Source organism: Cellulomonas sp. SLBN-39, from assembly GCF_006715865.1.
Taxonomy (GTDB): domain Bacteria; phylum Actinomycetota; class Actinomycetes; order Actinomycetales; family Cellulomonadaceae; genus Cellulomonas.
Genome location: NZ_VFOA01000001.1, coordinates 2,468,212 through 2,486,351, shown reverse-complemented (window position 1 = coordinate 2,486,351; position 18,140 = coordinate 2,468,212). Strand labels below are relative to the sequence as shown.

Below are 18,140 nucleotides of genomic sequence, written 5' to 3'. Positions count from 1 at the left end.
GGTCAGCGGCGGTGGAGGGGACCCGCGGTCGTCGACAGCGGCCGGCCGGAGCCGCCGTGCCGGGCGGCGACGACCTCCGCGAGGACCGACAGCGCGACCTCCTCGGGCGTCGACCCGCCGAGGTCGAGGCCGATCGGCGAGCGCAGCCGGGCGAGCGCGTCGGCCGGGACGCCCGCACCGACCAGTGCGGCGACGCGCCGCTCGTGCGTGCGGCGCGAGCCCATGGCGCCCACGTAGCGGGCCGGGGACGCGAGCGCGGCCGTGAGGGTCGGGACGTCGACGCGCTGGTCGTGCGTCAGCACCACCACGGCGTGCCCGGCCGTCAACGGGTGCGCGGCCAGCCAGCGGTCCGGCCAGTCCCGGATCACCGCGTACGCGTCGGGGAAGCGCTCCTTGGTGGCGAACAGCGGGCGCTGGTCGAGCACGGTGACGGCGAACCCGCAGGCCGCGGCCAGCCGGGTCAGGGCCACGGCGTGCTCGCCGGCGCCGACCACGAGCAGGGGGTGCGCGGCCGGGGTGCGCAGCGTGACGAGCGGCGCGTCGGTGCAGCTGCGACCCTCGGCGTCGAGCAGGACGCACGCGTCCAGGCCCTGCGCGGCGCGGCGCACCTGGTGCAGGGCGGACGCGTCGAGCGCGGTGACCTCGTGCACCAGCACCGTGATGGTGCCGCCGCACATCAGCCCCGGCTCGCCCAGGTCGTCGCCGATGCCGTACGAGACGACCTCGGCCGGGGCGCCGTCGAGCACGGCGGTGCAGCGCTCGACGAGGTCGGACTCGACGCACCCGCCCGAGACGCTGCCCGAGACGGTGCCGTCGTCGCCGACGACGAACGAGGCGCCGACCGCCCGGGGCGCGGACCCCTCCACGCGCACGAGCGTGGCCGCCGCGACGCGCTGACCGGCGTCGAGGCGGCGGCAGAGCTCTGCGGCCTGGTCGAGCATGCCCGGCACGCTACGAAATGATTGTTTCGAGAACTGGCGCGCGGGGGTAACGCCGCAGAAACAGCCCTCCCGCACGATCGACGCCCAGGACCAACGAGAGGGCCGAGCATGTCGATCGACGTGGACCCCGTCAGCACCGCCGCACGCACCGCCTCCGCCGCGGCGCACGCAACGACCGTTCCGGCCGCGCCGACCGTCGCGCAGGGCACCCCCGAGGACGCCCGCTGGCTGCGCCGCGCCGTGGGGCTCGCGACCGCCAACGTCGCCGAGGGCGGGGGGCCGTTCGGCGCCGTCGTCGTGGCCGGCGGCGTCGAGATCGCCGTCGGGCAGAACCGCGTGACCCGGGACCTGGACCCCACCGCCCACGCCGAGGTGCAGGCGATCCGCGCCGCGTGCCGCGCGGCGGGCACCTTCGCCCTCGACGGCATGACGCTGTACACGTCGTGCGAGCCGTGCCCCCTGTGCCTGGCCGCGTGCCTGTGGGCCCGCCTGGACCGCGTGGTGTTCAGCGCCGACCGGCACGACGCGAGCCGCGGCGGGTTCGACGACTCCGCGTTCTACGAGCTGTTCGCCCGCGACCGCGGCACGTGGGACCGCACCCGCGTGCACGAGCTGCGCCTGCCGGAGTCCACGCGCCCGTTCGACGCCTGGCTCACGCACGCGGCCCGCACCGACTACTGACGCGGGCCGCCCGGACCCCTCCGACGGCGCCCTGGACGGTCGACCGAGACCGAACCGTGACCGTCCACGGGCCCGGTTAACACCGGCGACACAGCCGACGACCAGACCCGACACGCCGGCTCCGTACCGTCGCCGCCCGGAACACCTGTTTCACCGCAGATGACCCACCCCCGTCCCACGCCGCGCGAGCACGTCGCGCCGCACGTCCGAGATGGAGTGCCGATGTCCCTCCCCCAGCACCCCCGCCGCACCCGCCTCGCGGGCCTGACGGCCGCCGGCGCCGCCCTGGCGCTCACGCTCGCCGCCTGCTCGTCCGGGTCCGAGGCCGAGCCGGCCGCGGGTGGCGAGGCCGCCGACCTCGGCGAGCTGACCGTCCAGCTGTCGTGGATCAAGAACGCCGAGTTCGCGGGCGAGTTCTTCGCCGACAGCAAGGGCTACTACGCCGACGCCGGGTTCAGCTCGGTCACCCTCAACGCGGGCCCGGGCGCGACGGAGTCGATCGTGCTGTCCGGCGGCGCCGACTTCGGGCTGTCCAACGCGGTCGCCGTCGGGCAGGTCGTCGCGGAGGAGGACGCCCCGCTGAAGATCGTCGGCACGACGTACCAGAAGAACCCCTTCACGATCCTGTCGCTGAAGGACGGCGGCGACATCGCCACCCCCGAGGACCTGGTCGGCAAGAAGATCGGCGTGCAGGCCGGCGGCAACGAGGCGCTCTTCGACGCGCTGCTCGAGGTCAACGGCATCGACCCGGCCGACGTCGAGAAGGTCCCGGTCGAGTACGACCCGTCGCCGCTGGTCAACGGCGAGGTCGACGGGTTCCTCGCGTACGTGACGAACGAGTCGATCATCGTCGAGTCCGAGGGCCACGAGGTGACGAACCTGCTGTTCGCGGACAACGGCCTGCCGTTCGTCGCCGAGTCCGTCGTGACGACGGACGAGATGATCGCGAACGAGCCGGAGAAGGTGAAGGCGTTCCTGCAGGCCGAGATCCTCGGCTGGAAGGACGCGGTCGCCGACCCCGAGGAGGGCGCGCGCCTGGCCGTCGAGGAGTACGGCGCGGACCTCGAGCTGGACCTGGAGAAGGAGATCCAGCAGGCCACGATCCAGGCCGAGACGCTCGTCGTCACCGAGGAGACCGAGGCCAACGGCCTGTTCACGATCTCCGACGAGCTCATCGAGCAGAACATCGCGACGCTGGCCGCCGCGGGCATCGAGGTCGAGGCCGAGGACCTGTTCGACATGAGCCTGCTGACCGAGCTGCTCGAGGAGCAGCCCGAGCTGGCCGAGTGAGGTCCCACCCGTGACGCACGTGCAGCACGACGCCGGTGCCCAGCAGCCCCTCACGGGGTCGCTGGGCACCGGCGTGCGCCTGGACCACCTGAGCAAGACGTTCACCACCGGCCGCCGGCACGTCACGGCCCTGCAGGACACGACGCTGTTCACCGACCGCGGCAGCTTCCTGTCGCTGCTGGGCCCCTCGGGGTGCGGCAAGTCGACGATCCTGCGCATCCTCGCCGGCCTGGAGCAGCCCACCAGCGGCACGGCGCTCGTCGAGGGCCGCACGCCCGTCGAGCTGCGCGCCGAGCACGCGCTGGGCATCGCGTTCCAGGACTCCGCGCTGCTGCCGTGGCGCAGCGTCGTGGCCAACATCCGCCTGCCGTTCGAGGTCGCGGGCACGAAGCCGGACGACGCGCTCGTCGCCGACCTCGTGCGGCTCGTCGGGCTGGAGGGGTTCGAGAAGGCCAAGCCCGCGCAGCTGTCCGGCGGCATGCGCCAGCGCGTCTCGATCGCCCGGGCGCTGGTCGTGCAGCCGTCGGTGCTGCTGCTCGACGAGCCGTTCGGGGCGCTCGACGACATGACGCGCCAGCGCCTCAACCTCGAGCTGCTGCGCATCTGGACGGAGAAGCCCGCGACGACGCTGATGGTCACGCACGGCATCTCCGAGGCGATCTTCCTGTCCGACAAGGTCGCAGTGATGAGCCCGCGGCCCGGGCGGGTCAAGGAGGTCATCGACGTCGACCTGCCGCGCCCGCGGACGCCCGAGATGATGCGGACCCCGGAGTTCCACGCGCTGCACGACCACGCGTCGGAGCTGCTGTTCGGCGGGGGCGACGCGTGAGCGCGCCGGCCGACGTGCGCCCCGACGCCCCGGCGGCCGGCACCCCCGCGGGTGCTGGCCGCCGGGTCGTGGCCGCGCTGCGCGGTGCGCTGCCGGGGACGCTCGGCGTCCTGGGGATCGTCGCGGTGTGGTGGGTCGCCGCCGTCACGGTGCTGGCGGGCACCACCATGCCGACGCCGCTGGGCGTGGCGCAGGCGTTCGTCGACGACGGCCTCGAGTTCTACGTGGCCAACATGTCGATCACCGTCGAGGAGGCCGTCCGCGGGTTCCTCGTCGGCAACGGCCTGGCCCTGCTGCTCGCGTCGCTGGTGCTGCTGGTGCCCGCGCTCGAGCGGCTGATCATGCAGGTCGCGGTCATCAGCTACTGCCTGCCGCTCGTGGCGATCACACCGATCCTGTACATCGTCATCGGCCCGCCGCCGTCCGGTGAGCCGTCCGGCACCGCCGTGGTGCTGGCCGCGCTGTCAGTGTTCTTCACCACCGTCGTCGGCGCGGTGCTCGGGTTCCGGTCCGCCGACCCCGCCAGCCTCGACGTCGTCACCGTCTTCGGCGGCGGGCGGTGGCAGCAGATGGTCAAGGTGCGGCTCGTGGCCGCGCTGCCGGGCATCATCGGCGCCCTGCAGATCGCCGCACCGGCCGCCCTGCTCGGCGCGATCCTCGGCGAGTACATCGGCGGCGTCGACCGGGGCGCCGGCCCGGCCCTGGTCAACGCCGGGCAGAGCCTGAACTCCGAGCGGGCGTGGGGCATCGCGCTGGTCTGCGCGCTGCTCGCGGGCGCCGGCTACGCGCTGTTCGCGCTGGTGGCCCGGGTCGTCACGCCCTGGGCCGGCGGGCAGGCCGGCGGCACGGTCGGGGGCCCGGCATGAGCGCCGCCACCACGACGCCGCCCGCCACGGCCCCGGCGGGCGAGGTGCTCGCGCCCCGCGGCCACCTCGCGTGGCGCCGCGTCGGCCGGGTGCTGCTCGACGCCCTCACCACCACCGTGGTCGTGCTCGTCGTGTGGACGGGCCTGCTGGCCGCGTTCGACGTCTCCCCGTACGTCGGCAAGGGCCCCGCGCAGGTCTGGGAGTTCCTCGTCACCGACGCCGACGCGGGCGAGAACCGCACCGAGGTGGTCCGGCTGCTCGGCGAGACGCTCACCGACGCGTCCATCGGGTTCGTCGCGGGCATGCTCGCCGCGCTCGTCCTGGCCGCCGCGATCGTGCTGTCCCGCAGCGCGGAGGGCGCGATCATGCCCGTCGCGATGCTGTTCCGGTCCGTGCCGCTCATCGCGCTGGCGCCCATCATCATCCTGCTCGTGGGCCGCGGCGTGGCCTCGGTCGCGGTGATGAGCGGGATCGTCGTGCTGTTCCCCGCCCTGGTCACGATCGTGCTGGGGCTGCGCTCGGCGTCGCCCCAGATGCGCGACGTCGTGACCGTCTTCGGCGGCGGGCCGCGCACGGTGCTGCGCCTGGTGCAGCTGCCCGCCGCGCTGCCCGCGGTGTTCGCCGCGGTGCGGATCTCCGTGCCCGGCGCCATCACGGGTGCGCTGATCGCCGAGTGGCTCGCCACCGGCGGCGGCATCGGGTACGGCGTCGTCTCGGCGGTCGGCCGGGCGCAGAACACCAAGGTGTGGGCGCTGGTCGTGGTCGTCACGCTCGCCTCCCTGGTGCTGTACACGCTCGCGCAGCTGCTGGAGCAGTGGGTCCTGGCCCGGTTCGGCCCGGCGGCGGGGCGTGCCTGAGCCGCTGCTCGGGATCGTCCTGGCCGCCGGTGCCGGGCGCCGCATGGGCGGGCCGAAGGCGCTGTGCCGCACCCCGGCGGGGGTGCCGTGGCTGCACCTGGCCGTCGACGCGCTCGTCGGCGGCGGGTGCGGCCCCGTGCACGTCGTGCTCGGCGCGGGCGTCGACGACGCCCGCGCGCTCGTGCCCGCGGGCGCGGAGGTCGTCGTCGCGCACGACTGGGCCCGCGGCATGGGGGCGTCCCTGGCCGCGGGTCTGACCGCGGCCCCCGACGAGGCCGTCGCGGCCGTCGTCACGCTCGTCGACCTGCCCGAGCTCGACGCCCGCGCGGTCGCCCGCGTGACCGCCGCACCCGTCGGCCCCGGGCACCTGCGCCGCGCCGTCTTCGACGCCCGGCCCGGCCACCCCGTGCTGGTCGGCCGCGACCACTGGGCGCCGCTCCTGCCGCACCTGCACGGCGACGCCGGTGCCCGCGGCTACCTGCGCGACCACCCGCCCGTGCCGGTCGACTGCAGCGACCTGCCGGGCGGGGTCGACCACGACACGCCCCGCTGACGCGCCGGGACCCGCGCACCCGCCGCGGCCGCCGCTACGCTCACGCAGGTCCCCGTCCCAGCGCCAGCAGCGGAGCGTCATGGCCGACCAGACCGGTGCGCGTCCCGCGCGCACGGCCGCGTTCTTCGACCTCGACAAGACGATCATCGCGACGTCGTCCGCGACCGCGTTCTCCAAGGGCCTGCTCGCCGGCGGGCTGCTGACGCGGCGCTCCGTGGTCGCCGCGGCCTACGCCCAGATCGGGTACCTCCTCGGCGGTGCGGGACCGGCGGCGACCGAGCGGCTGCGCGCCGCGCTGTCGCGCACCGCGGCCGGGTGGGACGTCGACCTGGTCTCGTCGATCGTGCGGGACACGCTGCGCGAGTCGATCGAGCCGGTGGTCTACGCGGAGGCCCTCGAGCTCATCGCGCTGCACCACGCGTACGGGCGCGACGTCGTCGTGGTCTCCGCGTCGGGGGCGGAGGTCGTCGAGCCCATCGCGCAGATGCTCGGCGCCGACCACGTGGTGGCCACCCGCATGGTCGTCGAGGACGGCCGCTACACCGGCGAGATCGCCTTCTACGCGTACGGCGAGAACAAGGCGGTGGCCGTGCGCGAGCTGGCCGCCGAGCGCGGGTACGACCTGGCGCGCTGCTACGCCTACTCCGACTCCGTCACCGACGCGCCGATGCTCGCCGAGGTCGGTCACGGGTTCGCGGTCAACCCCGACCGTGCGCTGCGCCGCCTCGCGCAGGCCGAGGGGTGGGGCGTGCTGACGTTCCGCCGCCCGACGGCGCTGCGCCCCGCGGCACCGTCGCGGCGCTCGGTGGCCACCGGGGCCGCGCTCGCCGTCGCCGCCGTGGCCGTCGTGCTCGCCGCCCGGTGGTGGCGACGCCGCCGGTCCGGATCCTGACACCGCCGGCTCAGCTGGCGGACCGCGGCACGCGCTGACCTGCGACCCCGCGACGGACCGTTGCCGCCCCGCCCGGCCGGGTGTATCAACGACCCACAACTGCACGACCGCGAGAGCACCCACGCGCAGGATTGCCCACCTCTGGGCAGGTCGACCGGGCTCGTCCCGTCGCGACCGCGAACAGTGCACGCATGATCACTCTCCGGCCGGTGGTCGGCTACGGCGTCCCGACGACGGGGCGCCGTCGTCGTGCCCGGGCCGTGCGGGCCCGGCGCGGACGTCAGGCAGCCGGCAGCCGGCCCGCCAGGACGGCGTCCGCGACGACGCGGGCGCGCGCGGCCCCGGAGCGCACCGCCTCCGCGTACCCGACGAGCCACGCGGCCACCCCGTCGGGCGTGCCGGTCGCGAACCGGGCCGCGCCGGCCAGGTACGCCGCCGGGACGTCCGCCCACACCGGCTCGGCGAGCACCGTGCCCGTCGGGTCCAGGCCGCGCGCCGTGAGCAGCCAGCGCGCCGCGGCCCGGGCCACCACGCCGTTGCCTGCGGCGAACGGCCGGACCACCAGCAGCTCGGCGTGCACCACGGCGGCGACCACCAGGGCCGGGGCGGTCGACGCGGCGACCACCTCGACGAGCGCGCCCGTGCGCGCCGCTGCGTGCTCGGGCGACGGCGCCGCTCCCAGGCCGCGCAGGTCGTGGGCGTCGCCGTCGCGGGGCCGCCCCACCGCCGCGGCCGGCAGGAGGTCCGCCGCGGCGGCCGCGTGCAGGCGCGCCAGCAGCTGCGGCAGCGCGACCGACGCCCCGGGCGCCCGCCCGCCGAGGTCCGGCATCGCCCGCTCCACCACGGCCTGCGCCCGCAGCGCGCCGTGCGCGAGCGCGTCGGCGGGGTCGGCGCCCCGGCCCGCGGCCGCAGGACCGGCCCCGGCGCCGGTCGCCCACGAGCGCAGCACGTCCACCGGGACGCGCGCACCGTCGAGCTGTGCCGACGCGCGCGCCGCGTGCAGGCCGGACTCGGCCCGCACCTCGCGCCACCGGCGCCGGAACGCCTCGTGCCAGCGCAGCTCCTCGCAGGCGGCCCGGGCGGCGTCGACCGCGTCGGCGACGCCCGGCAGCCCGACCAGGTCCCGCAGCGGGTCGCCGCTCACGCGTCGAACACGGCCTCGCCGCGGGCGGGCAGCGCCACCCGCACACGGGCCAGCATCTCCTCGCTCATCGGCGGGAGGGCGTCGAGGTCGAACCACGCCGCGGCGGTGTTCTCCCCGTCGGCCGGGCGCGGCTCGCCGCTCACCCACGCGAACCGGTACGTGTGGTCGAGGTACTGGGCCTCGTCGCCGTTGTCGTACCGCATGGGCGGCAGGGCGTGCACGCGGGCCAGCCGCTCGGGCACCGCCACGACGTCCGCCTCCTCGAGCACCTCGCGCGCACCGGCCCGCGCCGGGTCCTCCCCCGGGTCGACGATGCCCGTCACGGGCGTCCACGCGCCGTTGTCGGCGCGACGCACCAGCAGCACCTGCGTGCGGCCGTCGACCTCCCGGAGCACCACCGCCGTCACCCCGGGCAGCCAGAGCAGCGCGTGCCCGACGTGCGCGCGCAGGGCCAGGACGTGGTCAGGGGTCGGCACGGCGCGATCGTACGCGCGGACCGCCGGTCGCGGACCGCAGCTGCCCCGCCCGCCGCAGCCCGCCGCCCGGACACGGCGCGGCGCCAGGGCCGAAGGTCCATGATGTCGTCATGGTCTCCGCGCCCTCCGTGTCGTCGTCCATCACCGCCCGGCTGGAGGTCAAGGCCCGGCCCACCGCCGTGTCCGACCTGACCACGGCCATCGAGAAGGCCGGCGGCATCGTCACGGCGCTCGACGTCACCGCGTCGTTCCACGAGGCGATGACCGTGGACGTCACGTGCGCGACGCGCGACGTCGACCACGCCCAGGACGTCGTCGCCGCCCTGGAGAACCTCGACGGGGTCGTCGTCAAGCGCGTCTCGGACCGCACGTTCCTGCTGCACCTGGGCGGCAAGCTGTCCGTGGAGTCCAAGGTGCCGCTGCGCACCCGCGACGACCTGTCGATGGCGTACACCCCGGGCGTCGCCCGCGTGTGCCAGGCCATCGCCGAGCACCCCGAGGACGCCCGCCGCCTCACCATCAAGCGCAACACGATCGCCGTGGTCACCGACGGCACGGCCGTGCTGGGCCTCGGCGACATCGGCCCCCTGGCCGCGCTGCCCGTGATGGAGGGCAAGGCCGTGCTGTTCAAGCGGTTCGCCGACATCGACGCGTTCCCGATCTGCCTCGACACCACCGACGTCGACCAGATCGTCGAGACCGTGTGCGCCATCGCGCCGGCCTTCGCCGGCATCAACCTCGAGGACATCTCCGCCCCACGCTGCTTCGAGGTCGAGCGCCGCCTGCGCGAGCGCCTCGACATCCCCGTCTTCCACGACGACCAGCACGGCACCGCGATCGTCGTGGTCGCCGCCCTGCGCAACGCGCTGACCGTGGTGGGCAAGCAGATCGGCGACGTGCGCGTCGTCATGTCCGGCGCGGGCGCCGCCGGCACCGCCGTGCTCAAGCTGCTGCTGGCCGCCGGGGTGCGCGACGTCGTCGTCGCCGACATCGACGGCGTCGTGCACGTCGACCGGCCCGGCCTGACCCCGTCGCTGCGGTGGACCGCCGAGCACACCAACCCCCGCGGGACCACGGGCACCATCCACGACGCGGTCGTCGGCGCCGACGTGTTCGTCGGGCTGTCCGCGCCCGACGTCATCACCGCGCACGACGTGTCGCGCATGGCGTCCGACGCGATCGTGTTCGCCCTGGCCAACCCCCGGCCGGAGGTCGACCCCGACGAGGCCGCCCGCTACGCCGCGGTCGTCGGCACCGGCCGCTCGGACTTCGCGAACCAGATCAACAACGTCCTCGCCTTCCCCGGGGTGTTTCGCGGGCTGCTCGACGCCCAGTCGCACACCGTCACCGAGCCCATGCTCCTGGCCGCGGCCGAGGCCCTGGCCTCCGTCGTGCGCCCCGAGGAGCTGAACCCCACGTACATCGTGCCCAGCGTGTTCAACCCGGAGGTCACGACGGTCGTGGCCGCCGCGGTGCGGCACGCCGCGGAGGCCGAGGACGCCGCCCGCGAGCGTCGCCCCCCGACCGGCGAGATCGCGGCCGTGCGTCGCCGCTGACCTCACCCCACGTCCTGCCCTTTCGTCCCATGTCCGGGGGCGCGGCTCGCGGGACCCTGGTCGGGTGCTGAGCATCCCCGAGGCCGTCGCGACCCACGTCGACGGTGCCGTCCACAAGGTCGAGCTGGTCCGCACGCCGGGCCTGTTCCTGGTGCGCACCATGCTCGCCGGCGCGTACATCGGCATCGGCGTGCTCATCATGGTGACCGCCGGCGGTCCGCTGGTCGTGGCGGGCAGCCCGGGGGCGCCGCTCGTGCAGGGCGCGGTGTTCGGCATCGCGCTGACGATCGTGCTGGTCGCGGGCGGCGAGCTCGCCACCAGCGCCATGATGATCCTCACGCAGGGCGCGATGGCCGGGCGCATCGGCTGGGGCCGCGCGGGCGCGGTGCTGCTGGCCGTCCTGGGCGGCAACCTGCTCGGCGCCCTGGTCTTCGCCGCGCTGCTGGCCGGGTCGGGGGTGCTGGCGCCCGAGACCGCGGCCGGGCAGAACATCGCCCGGATGATCACGCACAAGGCCGAGGCGACGACGCTGCAGCTCGTGGTCCGGGGCGTGCTGTGCAACCTCATGGTGTGCCTGGCCGTGTGGTGCTGGGCGCGGCTGCGCAGCGAGGTGGCCCGGATCCTCGTGGTTTTCGCGTGCGTCCTGGTGTTCATCACCTCCGGGTTCGAGCACGTCGTGGCGAACATGACGACGTTCTGGTTCGGGCTGCTCACGGGCGTGCCGGGGGCGACGGTCGGGGAGTTCGCCCGCAACCTGCTGGCGGTCGGGGTGGGCAACACGCTCGGCGGCGCCGTGCTCGTCGGGGCGGCGTACGCCTACGGCGCGCGACCGGCGCCCGCGGACACCTCTGCGGAGGACGCGGCGGTGCCCGCGCAGGCTGGGGCGCCGTCCGTGCCCGCGGAGACGGCCCCGGAGACGCCGGCCGCCGCGCCGGGGCGCCGACCGGCGGGAGCAGGCCTGCCGCACTAGCGTGGTCGGACGAGGCGTCCGGCGGACGCCGCCGCGCGACCGCAGGAGCACGCCGTGAGCACCTCCGACCCACAGAGCCCTCGCACGACGACGCCCGACGGCGGCGCACCCTCCGTCCCGCAGCCCGCCGAACCTCCCGCCGAGCCGCCCGTCGACACCGGGCGCCACGCGGTGGCCCGGCCGGCGCCCGCACCGCCGGAGGACGTCCCCGCCGACGCGCACACCGGCCCCGCGCTGGTGCCCGGCACCGGGCCGGTGCCCGTCGTCGCCGCGCCGGCACCCGCTCCCCCGTCGGCCGCGTCGCCGCCCGTGCCGCCACCCGCCGGGCCCGCCGCCGCGCCCCGGCCGGCGACGGGGACGACCCCCGCCGTACCGCGGACGGTCGCGTCACCGGTCGAGGACCCCGCGGACGAGCTCTTCCCGGACCCGAACGCCCCGCGCACCCCCACCTGGGGCGCGCACGTGGGCGGCGTCCTCGTCGCGCTGCTGATCACCCCGTTCGCGATCGGGCTGACGCTGCTGGGCCAGTCCCGCATCCTCGTCGTGCAGGCCGGCGCCTGGGACGCGTCGCTCGACGTGCTCGGCATCGTGCTGGTCTCGATCGGCCTCGTGCTGCTGTGCACGGTCCTGGCGCTCGGGCTGTGGACTGCGGCCGTCCCCCTCACGGCGGGGACGGTGCTCACCGTCACCGGGGCGTTCGCGCTGTACGCCCCCGGCGTGGCACGGGCGCAGGCGCTGGAGATCGTGACGTCGGACGCCTGGACCGTGACGGTGACGCACGTGGTCGTGGCCGGCACGTCGGGCACGCTGCTCGTGGCCGGCGCCCTGCTGCTCGGCGCCGGCCTCGTGACGGCGCTCGCCCGCCGCCGGGGCGTGCACCTGGGGGTCTTCCGCGAGCGCAACCGGCACGCGGGCGCGCACCCCGTGCCGCACCCGCCCGCGCCCGCCGCCCCGCACCCGGAGCCGGGCGCCACGTCGCCCGCCTGACGCCACCGGCGGGCCGGACGGGCCCGCACCGGATCCGGGTGGGGGGCGCGCCGGCGCACCGGCGGGACTAATGTCCTGGTGGCGGGCCCCTCGCCGGGCCCCGTCCTTGCACCGATGCCGCTGCGGAGGAGAAGCACCGTGACCGAGCCGTCCCCGACGCCCGCCCCCGTCCCGCCCGCCGAGACCCGGCCGGCCGGCGCCCCCGCCGACCGCGGCGGGCTGGAGAACCTCAGCACCGAGGACCGCCGGTTCCCGCCCGACCCCGACTTCGCCGCGCAGGCCAACGCGCACGCGGACCTGTACGCGTGGGCCGCTGCCGACCGACCGGGCTTCTGGGCGGACCAGGCGCGCGACCTGCTGAGCTGGTCGACCCCCTTCACGCAGACCCTCGACACGTCCGACGCCCCGTTCTTCCGGTGGTTCGCCGACGGTCGGCTCAACGCCGCGTACAACGCGGTCGACCGGCACGTCGAGGCGGGCCACGGCGACCGGGTCGCGATCCACTTCGAGGGCGAGGGCGGCGACACCCGGACGCTCACGTACGCGGACCTGCAGCGCGAGACGTCGAAGGCCGCGAACGCGCTGGCCGCGCTGGGCGTGCGCACGGGCGACCGGGTCGCGGTCTACCTGCCGATGATCCCCGAGGCGATCGTCACGATGCTCGCGTGCGCCCGCCTGGGCGCCGCGCACTCGGTCGTGTTCGGCGGGTTCTCGGCCGAGGCGCTCAGCTCGCGGATCCTCGACGCCGAGGCCAAGGTCGTCGTGACGGCCGACGGTGGGTTCCGCCGCGGCACGGCGAGCGCGCTCAAGCCGGCCGTCGACGAGGCCCTCGCCAAGGGCGCCCCGAGCGTCGCGCACGTGCTCGTGGTGCGGCGCACCGGGCAGCCCGTGGAGTGGACGCAGGGACGCGACGTCTGGTGGCACGACGCCGTCGAGGCCGCGTCGGCGCAGCACGAGCCGGTCGAGGTCGACGCCGAGCACCCGCTGTTCATCCTCTACACGTCCGGCACCACCGGGAAGCCCAAGGGGATCTTCCACACCACCGGCGGGTACCTCACCCAGGCGGCGTGGACGCACCTCAACGTGTTCGACCTCAAGCCCGAGACGGACGTGTACTGGTGCACCGCCGACGTCGGCTGGATCACGGGGCACACCTACGTCGTCTACGGCCCCCTCGTCAACGGCGCCACCCAGGTGGTGTACGAGGGCACGCCCGACACCCCGCACAAGGGCCGCTGGTGGGAGATCGTCGCCAAGTACGGCGTGACGATCCTGTACACGGCCCCCACCGCGATCCGCACGTGCATGAAGTGGGGCGACGCGATCCCCGCCGAGCACGACCTGTCGAGCCTGCGGGTCCTGGGGTCGGTGGGCGAGCCCATCAACCCCGAGGCGTGGACCTGGTACCGGCGGGTCGTCGGCGGCGACCGCACCCCGGTCGTGGACACGTGGTGGCAGACCGAGACCGGCGCCATCATGATCAGCCCCCTGCCGGGCGTCACGACCGCCAAGCCCGGGTCGGCGCAGGTGCCGCTGCCGGGGATCGCCGCCGAGGTCGTCGACGACACCGCGCAGCCCGTGCCGAACGGCTCCGGCGGGTACCTCGTGGTCACCGAGCCGTGGCCGTCGATGCTGCGGGGCATCTGGGGCGACCCCCAGCGCTACACGGACACGTACTGGTCCCGGTTCCGCGGGCTGTACTTCGCCGGCGACGGCGCCAAGAAGGACGCGGACGGCGACGTGTGGCTGCTCGGCCGGGTCGACGACGTCATGAACGTCTCCGGCCACCGGCTGTCGACCACGGAGATCGAGTCCGCGCTGGTGTCGCACACCTGGGTCGCCGAGGCCGCGGTCGTCGGCGCGTCCGACGACACGACGGGCCAGGCCGTCGTCGCGTTCGTCATCCTGCGGCAGGACGCGTTCGACGTGGTCGGCACCGACCCGGACGCCGTGCAGCAGACGCTGCGCGACCACGTCGCCAAGGAGATCGGGCCGATCGCCAAGCCCCGGCAGGTGCTGGTGGTGCCGGAGCTGCCGAAGACCCGCTCGGGCAAGATCATGCGCCGCCTGCTGCGCGACGTCGCCGAGCACCGCACCGTCGGCGACGCGACGACGCTGGCCGACGCGTCGGTGATGGACCTCATCGCGCAGGGCCTGCAGCGCCCCGCCCCGTCGGCGGACTGAGGGCCCGACCAGGGCGTCGGCCGGGCGGCCGCGGCGCGGGCTGAGCGTGCGAAGCGTTTAGGCCCGTGCCGCGGGCGGGCGGGCGCTGGTTGTCTGGCCAGGCACCCGCCCGCCGACCGGCCGGCGGACCCGGCGGGCGGGTGCTCCCCCACCTCTCTCGCGGAACGAGGACGTCCATGAAGAGTCTGCCCACGCGCGCCGTCGCGGCCGGTGCCGCGGTCCTGGTCACGCTGACCGGTGTCACCGCGCTCGCCACGTCGGCGTCGGCCGCCGACCCCGTCGGCCTGCACATCTCCGGCACCCGGCTCGTCGAGCAGGACGGCACGCCGTTCGTCGCACGCGGCGTCAGCCACGCGCACACCTGGTACGTGTCGCAGACGCCGACGGCGCTGCCCGCGATCCGTGCCGCCGGGGCGAACGCGGTGCGCGTCGTGCTGTCGAACGGCACGCGCTGGACGCAGAACAGCGCGTCCGACGTCGCCGGCGTGATCGACCTGTGCGAGGCCAACGAGCTGGTCTGCATGCTCGAGGTGCACGACACCACCGGGTACGGCGAGCAGTCCGGCGCCGCGACCCTCGCGCAGGCCGCGCAGTACTGGGTCTCGCTGAAGCCGGTCCTCGAGGGCACCGAGGACTTCGTGCAGATCAACATCGGCAACGAGCCCTACGGCAACAACCAGGCGGTGTCGTCGCAGTGGGCGGCAGACACCTCGGCGGCGATCCAGACGATCCGCGCCGCGGGCCTGGACCACAACATCGTGGTCGACGCGCCCATGTGGGGCCAGGACTGGGGCGGCATCATGCGCACCCAGGCCCCGACGGTCGCCGCGGCCGACCCCGACGACAACACGCTGTTCTCCATCCACATGTACGGCGTGTACGCGCAGGCGTCGACGATCACGTCCTACCTCGACGCGTTCGAGGCCAACGGCCTGCCGCTGGTCATCGGGGAGTTCGGGTTCGACCACTCCGACGGCAACCCCGACGAGGACACGATCATGGCCGAGGCGCAGGAGCGCGGCATCGGCTACTACGGCTGGTCGTGGTCGGGCAACGGCGGCGGTGTCGAGTACCTCGACATGGTGACGTCCTTCAACCCGGCGCAGAAGACGCCGTGGGGCGTGCGGATCTTCGACGGCCCGAACGGGATCAAGGCGACCGCGCAGACGGCCACGTACTTCAGCGGCAGCACCCCGACGCCCACGCCGACGCCGACCGTGACCCCGACGCCCACGCCGACGGTCACGCCCACCCCGACCCCCACGCCCACGCCCACCGTCACGCCGACGCCCACGCCGAACCCCGGCGGCTGCACGGCAAGGCTGCGGGTCGTCGGCTCCTGGCCCGGCGGGTTCCAGGGCGAGGTGACCGTCACCGCGGGCGCCACGGCCACGCAGGCGTGGCGCACCACGTTCACGCTGCCCGGCGGCGCGAGCGTCACGCAGGGCTGGAGCGGCACGTTCGGCGGCAGCGGCAGCGCCGTCACCGTGACGAACGCCGCGTGGAACGGCACGCTCGCCGCCGGCTCCAGCACGGCCTACGGCTTCATCGGCTCGGGCACCGCACCGACGGGCACCGTCCCCGTCACCTGCAGCTGACCCGACCAGCACCGCCGACCGGCCCTCTCCCCCTCGCGGGGGGGAGGGCCGGTCGCGCGTCACCAGCCGAGCGTGCGCCGCAGGTTGACGACCGCCTCCCGGCCCGCGCGGTTCGCGCCCACCGTCGAGGCGCTGGGCCCGTAGCCGACCAGCTGCACGCGCGGGTCGGCCACCACCCGGGTGCCGTCCATGACGATGCCGCCGCCGGGGCCGCGCAGGGCCAGCGGCGCGAGGTGGTCGAGCGCGGCGCGGTAGCCCGTGGCCCACAGGATCGTGCGTGCCTCGACCACGTCGGGCCCGTCGACCCACCCGTCGGGCAGGGGCTCGTCGGTCGTGTCCCACGCGACGCCCGTCGGGGTGATGCGCGAGAAGACGGGACGGGCGCGCAGCACCCCGGCCTCGATGCCAGCACGGTTGGCCGGGGACAGCGGCAGACCCGTCGCACCGACCACCGAACCCGGCGGCAGCCCGGCCCGGGTGCGGCCGTCGACCCGCGCGACCGCGGCGATCCCGGCCTCGGGCGCCAGCCGGCGCTCGTCACCACCCGCGACCCACAGCGGCGGGCGGCGCGTCACCCACGTGGTCGTGGTCACCAGCGCCAGGTCGAGGAGAACCTGCACCGCGGACGTCCCGCCGCCGACGACCACGACGTGCCCGTCCGCGAGGTGGTCGGCGCCGGCGTAGTCGCGGGCGTGCAGCTGCCGCCCGGTGAACGTGGCGCGGCCCGGGTACGCCGGCCAGAACGGGCGCTGCCACGTGCCCGACGCGTTGACGATCCCTCGCGCCGCCCACACCACCGACTCCGCGGGGTGCTCCACGTGCCGTGTGGTGACCAGCAGCCGGTCGTCCGGGCCCGCCTCGACCCGCACCACGCGCACGGGACGCTGGACGTTGAGACCGAACGCCTCCTCGTACTGCGCGAAGTAGTACGGCACCGCCCGGTTGGCCGGCTCCGCCGGGTCGGGGACGACGAGCGGCAGGCCCGGGAGCTCGTGCACGTGGTGCGCGTCGGCCATCGTCAGGCCGTCCCACCGGTGCTGCCACGCGCCGCCGGGCGCCGCGTTGTCGTCCAGGACCACGAACGTGCCGCTGGCCTTCTCCCACCCGGCGCTACCGACGGGGACGAGACCGGTGCGCCGCAGGTGGTGCCCCGCGGACAGGCCGGCCTGCCCGGCGCCGACGACGAGCACGTCCACCTCGACCGGCCGCGGCTCCTGCGCACGACGGCGGGCCCGCCGGCTCGGCGCGGCGACCGGCGCCTGCGCGGGCAGGTCCTGCGGGGGCGCGTCCGACGCCGCCGCGGGTGTCCCGTGGCCCTCGGGTGCGGTCTCCGTCACCGGCTCGGCCTCCGGCTCGGGCTCGGGCTCGACCACCGGCTCAGGCTCCGCCTCGACCAGCGGCTCCGGCTCGACGACCGGCTCCGGCTCCGGCTCGACCACCGGCTCCGGCTCCGGCTCGACCACCGGCTCCGGCTCCGGTTCCGGCTCGACCACCGGCTCAGGCTCTGGCTCGACCACCGGCGCGGGCTCGGACTCGGGCTCCTGGTCGTCGACGCGCTCCGGCTCGACCTCCACCGCAAGCGCCACCTCGGCAGCACGGTCGGGTGCCGGCGACGGCGCAGGCTCCGGCGCCGGTGCATCCAGCGGGGCGCGCTCGGACCACGAGGTCAGGCCGGCGTCGATCGTCGGCGCGAGAGCGGTGACGGCACGCTCCTGGTCGGCGGCCCGCTGGGCCTCCTGCTCCGCCTGCTGCCGCAGCGCACGCAGCGCCCGGCGCGAGAGCGGGACGGCACCGCCAGCAGGGGCTGGCGCTCCCGGGGCGGGCGCACGCCCCACGGACGCGCCCGCAGCAGGTGTGCCGGGTGCAGGCGTGCTGGGCACCTCCGGGCTCGGTGCCGTCGCACCGGGGGCCGGGGCCGCCGGCGGCGGGGCTGTCGGCGGGGAGACGGACAGGAAGGGCACGGGCACCGCGCCGGGGACGAGCACCCGTGCCCGGTCCGGGGCGTGCGCGGGGTCCAGCGCCGGTGCAGGGGCGAGGGGCCCGGCGACGGGCGGCAGCACGGGCGTCTCGAGCCGCGCCGGCAGGACGGGGAGGTCGTCCAGCGGCTCGGCGTCGACGGGGTTCACGGACCGCCCGACGAGCGGGTCGCGGGGGCCCGGGACGGCTGCGGGGACGGGGCCGGAGCCGCTCGTGCCGGCGGCGTCGGGCTGCTGCGCGGTGCGCGTGTGCGGTCCGTCCATAGAGGGCACCACGGTACCGGTTCCCCACCCCGCGCAGGCGTCCCCGAGGGCTGCCCGGCCCCTGCGGATCACCCGC

At 75.8% G+C, this 18,140-nt stretch carries 16 protein-coding genes; 12 read left to right on the top strand and 4 right to left on the bottom strand.

All coding sequences use genetic code 11. The features are described 5' to 3' along the window. Nucleotides 1-2: 2 nt before the first annotated feature. A complete protein-coding gene (locus FBY24_RS11415) occupies nt 3-941 on the bottom strand; it encodes an XdhC family protein (protein ID WP_142160691.1) in 939 nt (312 codons plus the stop codon). Between the two features lie 108 nt (nt 942-1,049). Here FBY24_RS11415 and FBY24_RS11410 point away from each other — a divergent pair, with 108 nt between their 5' ends. The 7 genes from FBY24_RS11410 to FBY24_RS11380 all read left to right on the top strand — a co-directional run bounded on the left by FBY24_RS11410 (nt 1,050) and on the right by FBY24_RS11380 (nt 6,909). Next, nucleotides 1,050-1,622 carry a nucleoside deaminase gene (locus FBY24_RS11410; RefSeq protein WP_142160689.1) on the top strand — a complete coding sequence of 191 codons (573 nt, stop codon included), beginning with the start codon at nt 1,050-1,052 and terminating at the stop codon, nt 1,620-1,622. A gap of 222 nt (nt 1,623-1,844) precedes the next feature. Further along, a complete protein-coding gene (locus FBY24_RS11405; protein ID WP_142160687.1) occupies nt 1,845-2,912 on the top strand; it encodes an ABC transporter substrate-binding protein in 1,068 nt (355 codons plus the stop codon). Between the two features lie 10 nt (nt 2,913-2,922). Continuing rightward, nucleotides 2,923-3,741, top strand: a complete 819-nt coding sequence (locus tag FBY24_RS11400) for an ABC transporter ATP-binding protein (RefSeq protein WP_142160685.1) — start codon at nt 2,923-2,925, stop codon at nt 3,739-3,741. Then, nucleotides 3,738-4,607 carry an ABC transporter permease gene (locus FBY24_RS11395; protein WP_255432361.1) on the top strand — a complete coding sequence of 290 codons (870 nt, stop codon included), beginning with the start codon at nt 3,738-3,740 and terminating at the stop codon, nt 4,605-4,607. Before FBY24_RS11400 ends, FBY24_RS11395 begins: the two co-directional genes overlap by 4 nt. Further along, nucleotides 4,604-5,464 (top strand): ABC transporter permease, encoded by an 861-nt coding sequence (locus FBY24_RS11390; RefSeq protein ID WP_255432360.1) that lies wholly within the window; start codon nt 4,604-4,606, stop codon nt 5,462-5,464. Before FBY24_RS11395 ends, FBY24_RS11390 begins: the two co-directional genes overlap by 4 nt. Further along, nucleotides 5,457-6,017, top strand: a complete 561-nt coding sequence (locus FBY24_RS11385) for an NTP transferase domain-containing protein (RefSeq protein ID WP_142160683.1) — start codon at nt 5,457-5,459, stop codon at nt 6,015-6,017. The genes FBY24_RS11390 and FBY24_RS11385 overlap by 8 nt, the downstream gene beginning before the upstream one ends. A 79-nt stretch (nt 6,018-6,096) precedes the next feature. Further along, nucleotides 6,097-6,909 carry an HAD family phosphatase gene (locus FBY24_RS11380; RefSeq protein ID WP_142160681.1) on the top strand — a complete coding sequence of 271 codons (813 nt, stop codon included), beginning with the start codon at nt 6,097-6,099 and terminating at the stop codon, nt 6,907-6,909. 280 nt (nt 6,910-7,189) lie between these two features. Here FBY24_RS11380 and FBY24_RS11375 read toward each other — a convergent pair whose 3' ends face one another. Together FBY24_RS11375 and FBY24_RS11370 are read right to left on the bottom strand one after the other, a co-directional pair. After that, on the bottom strand, nt 7,190-8,053 hold the full coding sequence (locus tag FBY24_RS11375; RefSeq protein WP_142160679.1) for a Fic family protein: 864 nt from the start codon (nt 8,051-8,053) through the stop codon (nt 7,190-7,192). Beyond that, the gene (locus FBY24_RS11370; protein WP_142160677.1) at nt 8,050-8,529 is read right to left on the bottom strand and encodes an NUDIX domain-containing protein; all 480 of its coding nucleotides are present in this window, start codon (nt 8,527-8,529) and stop codon (nt 8,050-8,052) included. The genes FBY24_RS11375 and FBY24_RS11370 overlap by 4 nt, the downstream gene beginning before the upstream one ends. Before the next feature lie 110 nt (nt 8,530-8,639). Here FBY24_RS11370 and FBY24_RS11365 point away from each other — a divergent pair, with 110 nt between their 5' ends. The 5 genes from FBY24_RS11365 to FBY24_RS11345 all read left to right on the top strand — a co-directional run bounded on the left by FBY24_RS11365 (nt 8,640) and on the right by FBY24_RS11345 (nt 15,824). Then, a complete protein-coding gene (locus FBY24_RS11365) occupies nt 8,640-10,085 on the top strand; it encodes an NAD-dependent malic enzyme (protein WP_142160675.1) in 1,446 nt (481 codons plus the stop codon). Between the two features lie 64 nt (nt 10,086-10,149). Further along, complete coding sequence (locus FBY24_RS11360; RefSeq protein WP_142160673.1) at nt 10,150-11,055, top strand: formate/nitrite transporter family protein; 906 nt, start codon at nt 10,150-10,152, stop codon at nt 11,053-11,055. A gap of 54 nt (nt 11,056-11,109) precedes the next feature. Further along, nucleotides 11,110-12,042 (top strand): hypothetical protein, encoded by a 933-nt coding sequence (locus FBY24_RS11355; protein ID WP_142160671.1) that lies wholly within the window; start codon nt 11,110-11,112, stop codon nt 12,040-12,042. A 114-nt stretch (nt 12,043-12,156) separates the two neighbouring features. Then, the gene (acs, locus tag FBY24_RS11350; protein WP_174243487.1) at nt 12,157-14,226 is read left to right on the top strand and encodes an acetate--CoA ligase; all 2,070 of its coding nucleotides are present in this window, start codon (nt 12,157-12,159) and stop codon (nt 14,224-14,226) included. 176 nt (nt 14,227-14,402) lie between these two features. Continuing rightward, the gene (locus tag FBY24_RS11345; RefSeq protein WP_142160667.1) at nt 14,403-15,824 is read left to right on the top strand and encodes a cellulase family glycosylhydrolase; all 1,422 of its coding nucleotides are present in this window, start codon (nt 14,403-14,405) and stop codon (nt 15,822-15,824) included. A 59-nt stretch (nt 15,825-15,883) separates the two neighbouring features. On the opposite strand, the gene FBY24_RS19790 is transcribed toward FBY24_RS11345, so the two are convergent. Then, nucleotides 15,884-18,064 carry an NAD(P)-binding domain-containing protein gene (locus FBY24_RS19790; RefSeq protein ID WP_370510984.1) on the bottom strand — a complete coding sequence of 727 codons (2,181 nt, stop codon included), beginning with the start codon at nt 18,062-18,064 and terminating at the stop codon, nt 15,884-15,886. Between the last annotated feature and the right edge of the window lie 76 nt (nt 18,065-18,140).

What these genes read in the sequence shown, in the direction of transcription:
- FBY24_RS11415 (WP_142160691.1), bottom strand. Translation starts at nt 941, where the DNA reads ATGCTCGACCAGGCCGCAGAGCTCTGCCGCCGCCTCGACGCCGGTCAG.
- FBY24_RS11410 (WP_142160689.1), top strand. Translation starts at nt 1,050, where the DNA reads ATGTCGATCGACGTGGACCCCGTCAGCACCGCCGCACGCACCGCCTCC.
- FBY24_RS11405 (WP_142160687.1), top strand. Translation starts at nt 1,845, where the DNA reads ATGTCCCTCCCCCAGCACCCCCGCCGCACCCGCCTCGCGGGCCTGACG.
- FBY24_RS11390 (WP_255432360.1), top strand. Translation starts at nt 4,604, where the DNA reads ATGAGCGCCGCCACCACGACGCCGCCCGCCACGGCCCCGGCGGGCGAG.
- FBY24_RS11380 (WP_142160681.1), top strand. Translation starts at nt 6,097, where the DNA reads ATGGCCGACCAGACCGGTGCGCGTCCCGCGCGCACGGCCGCGTTCTTC.
- FBY24_RS11365 (WP_142160675.1), top strand. Translation starts at nt 8,640, where the DNA reads ATGGTCTCCGCGCCCTCCGTGTCGTCGTCCATCACCGCCCGGCTGGAG.
- acs (WP_174243487.1), top strand. Translation starts at nt 12,157, where the DNA reads ATGCCGCTGCGGAGGAGAAGCACCGTGACCGAGCCGTCCCCGACGCCC.
- FBY24_RS11345 (WP_142160667.1), top strand. Translation starts at nt 14,403, where the DNA reads ATGAAGAGTCTGCCCACGCGCGCCGTCGCGGCCGGTGCCGCGGTCCTG.
- FBY24_RS19790 (WP_370510984.1), bottom strand. Translation starts at nt 18,064, where the DNA reads ATGGACGGACCGCACACGCGCACCGCGCAGCAGCCCGACGCCGCCGGC.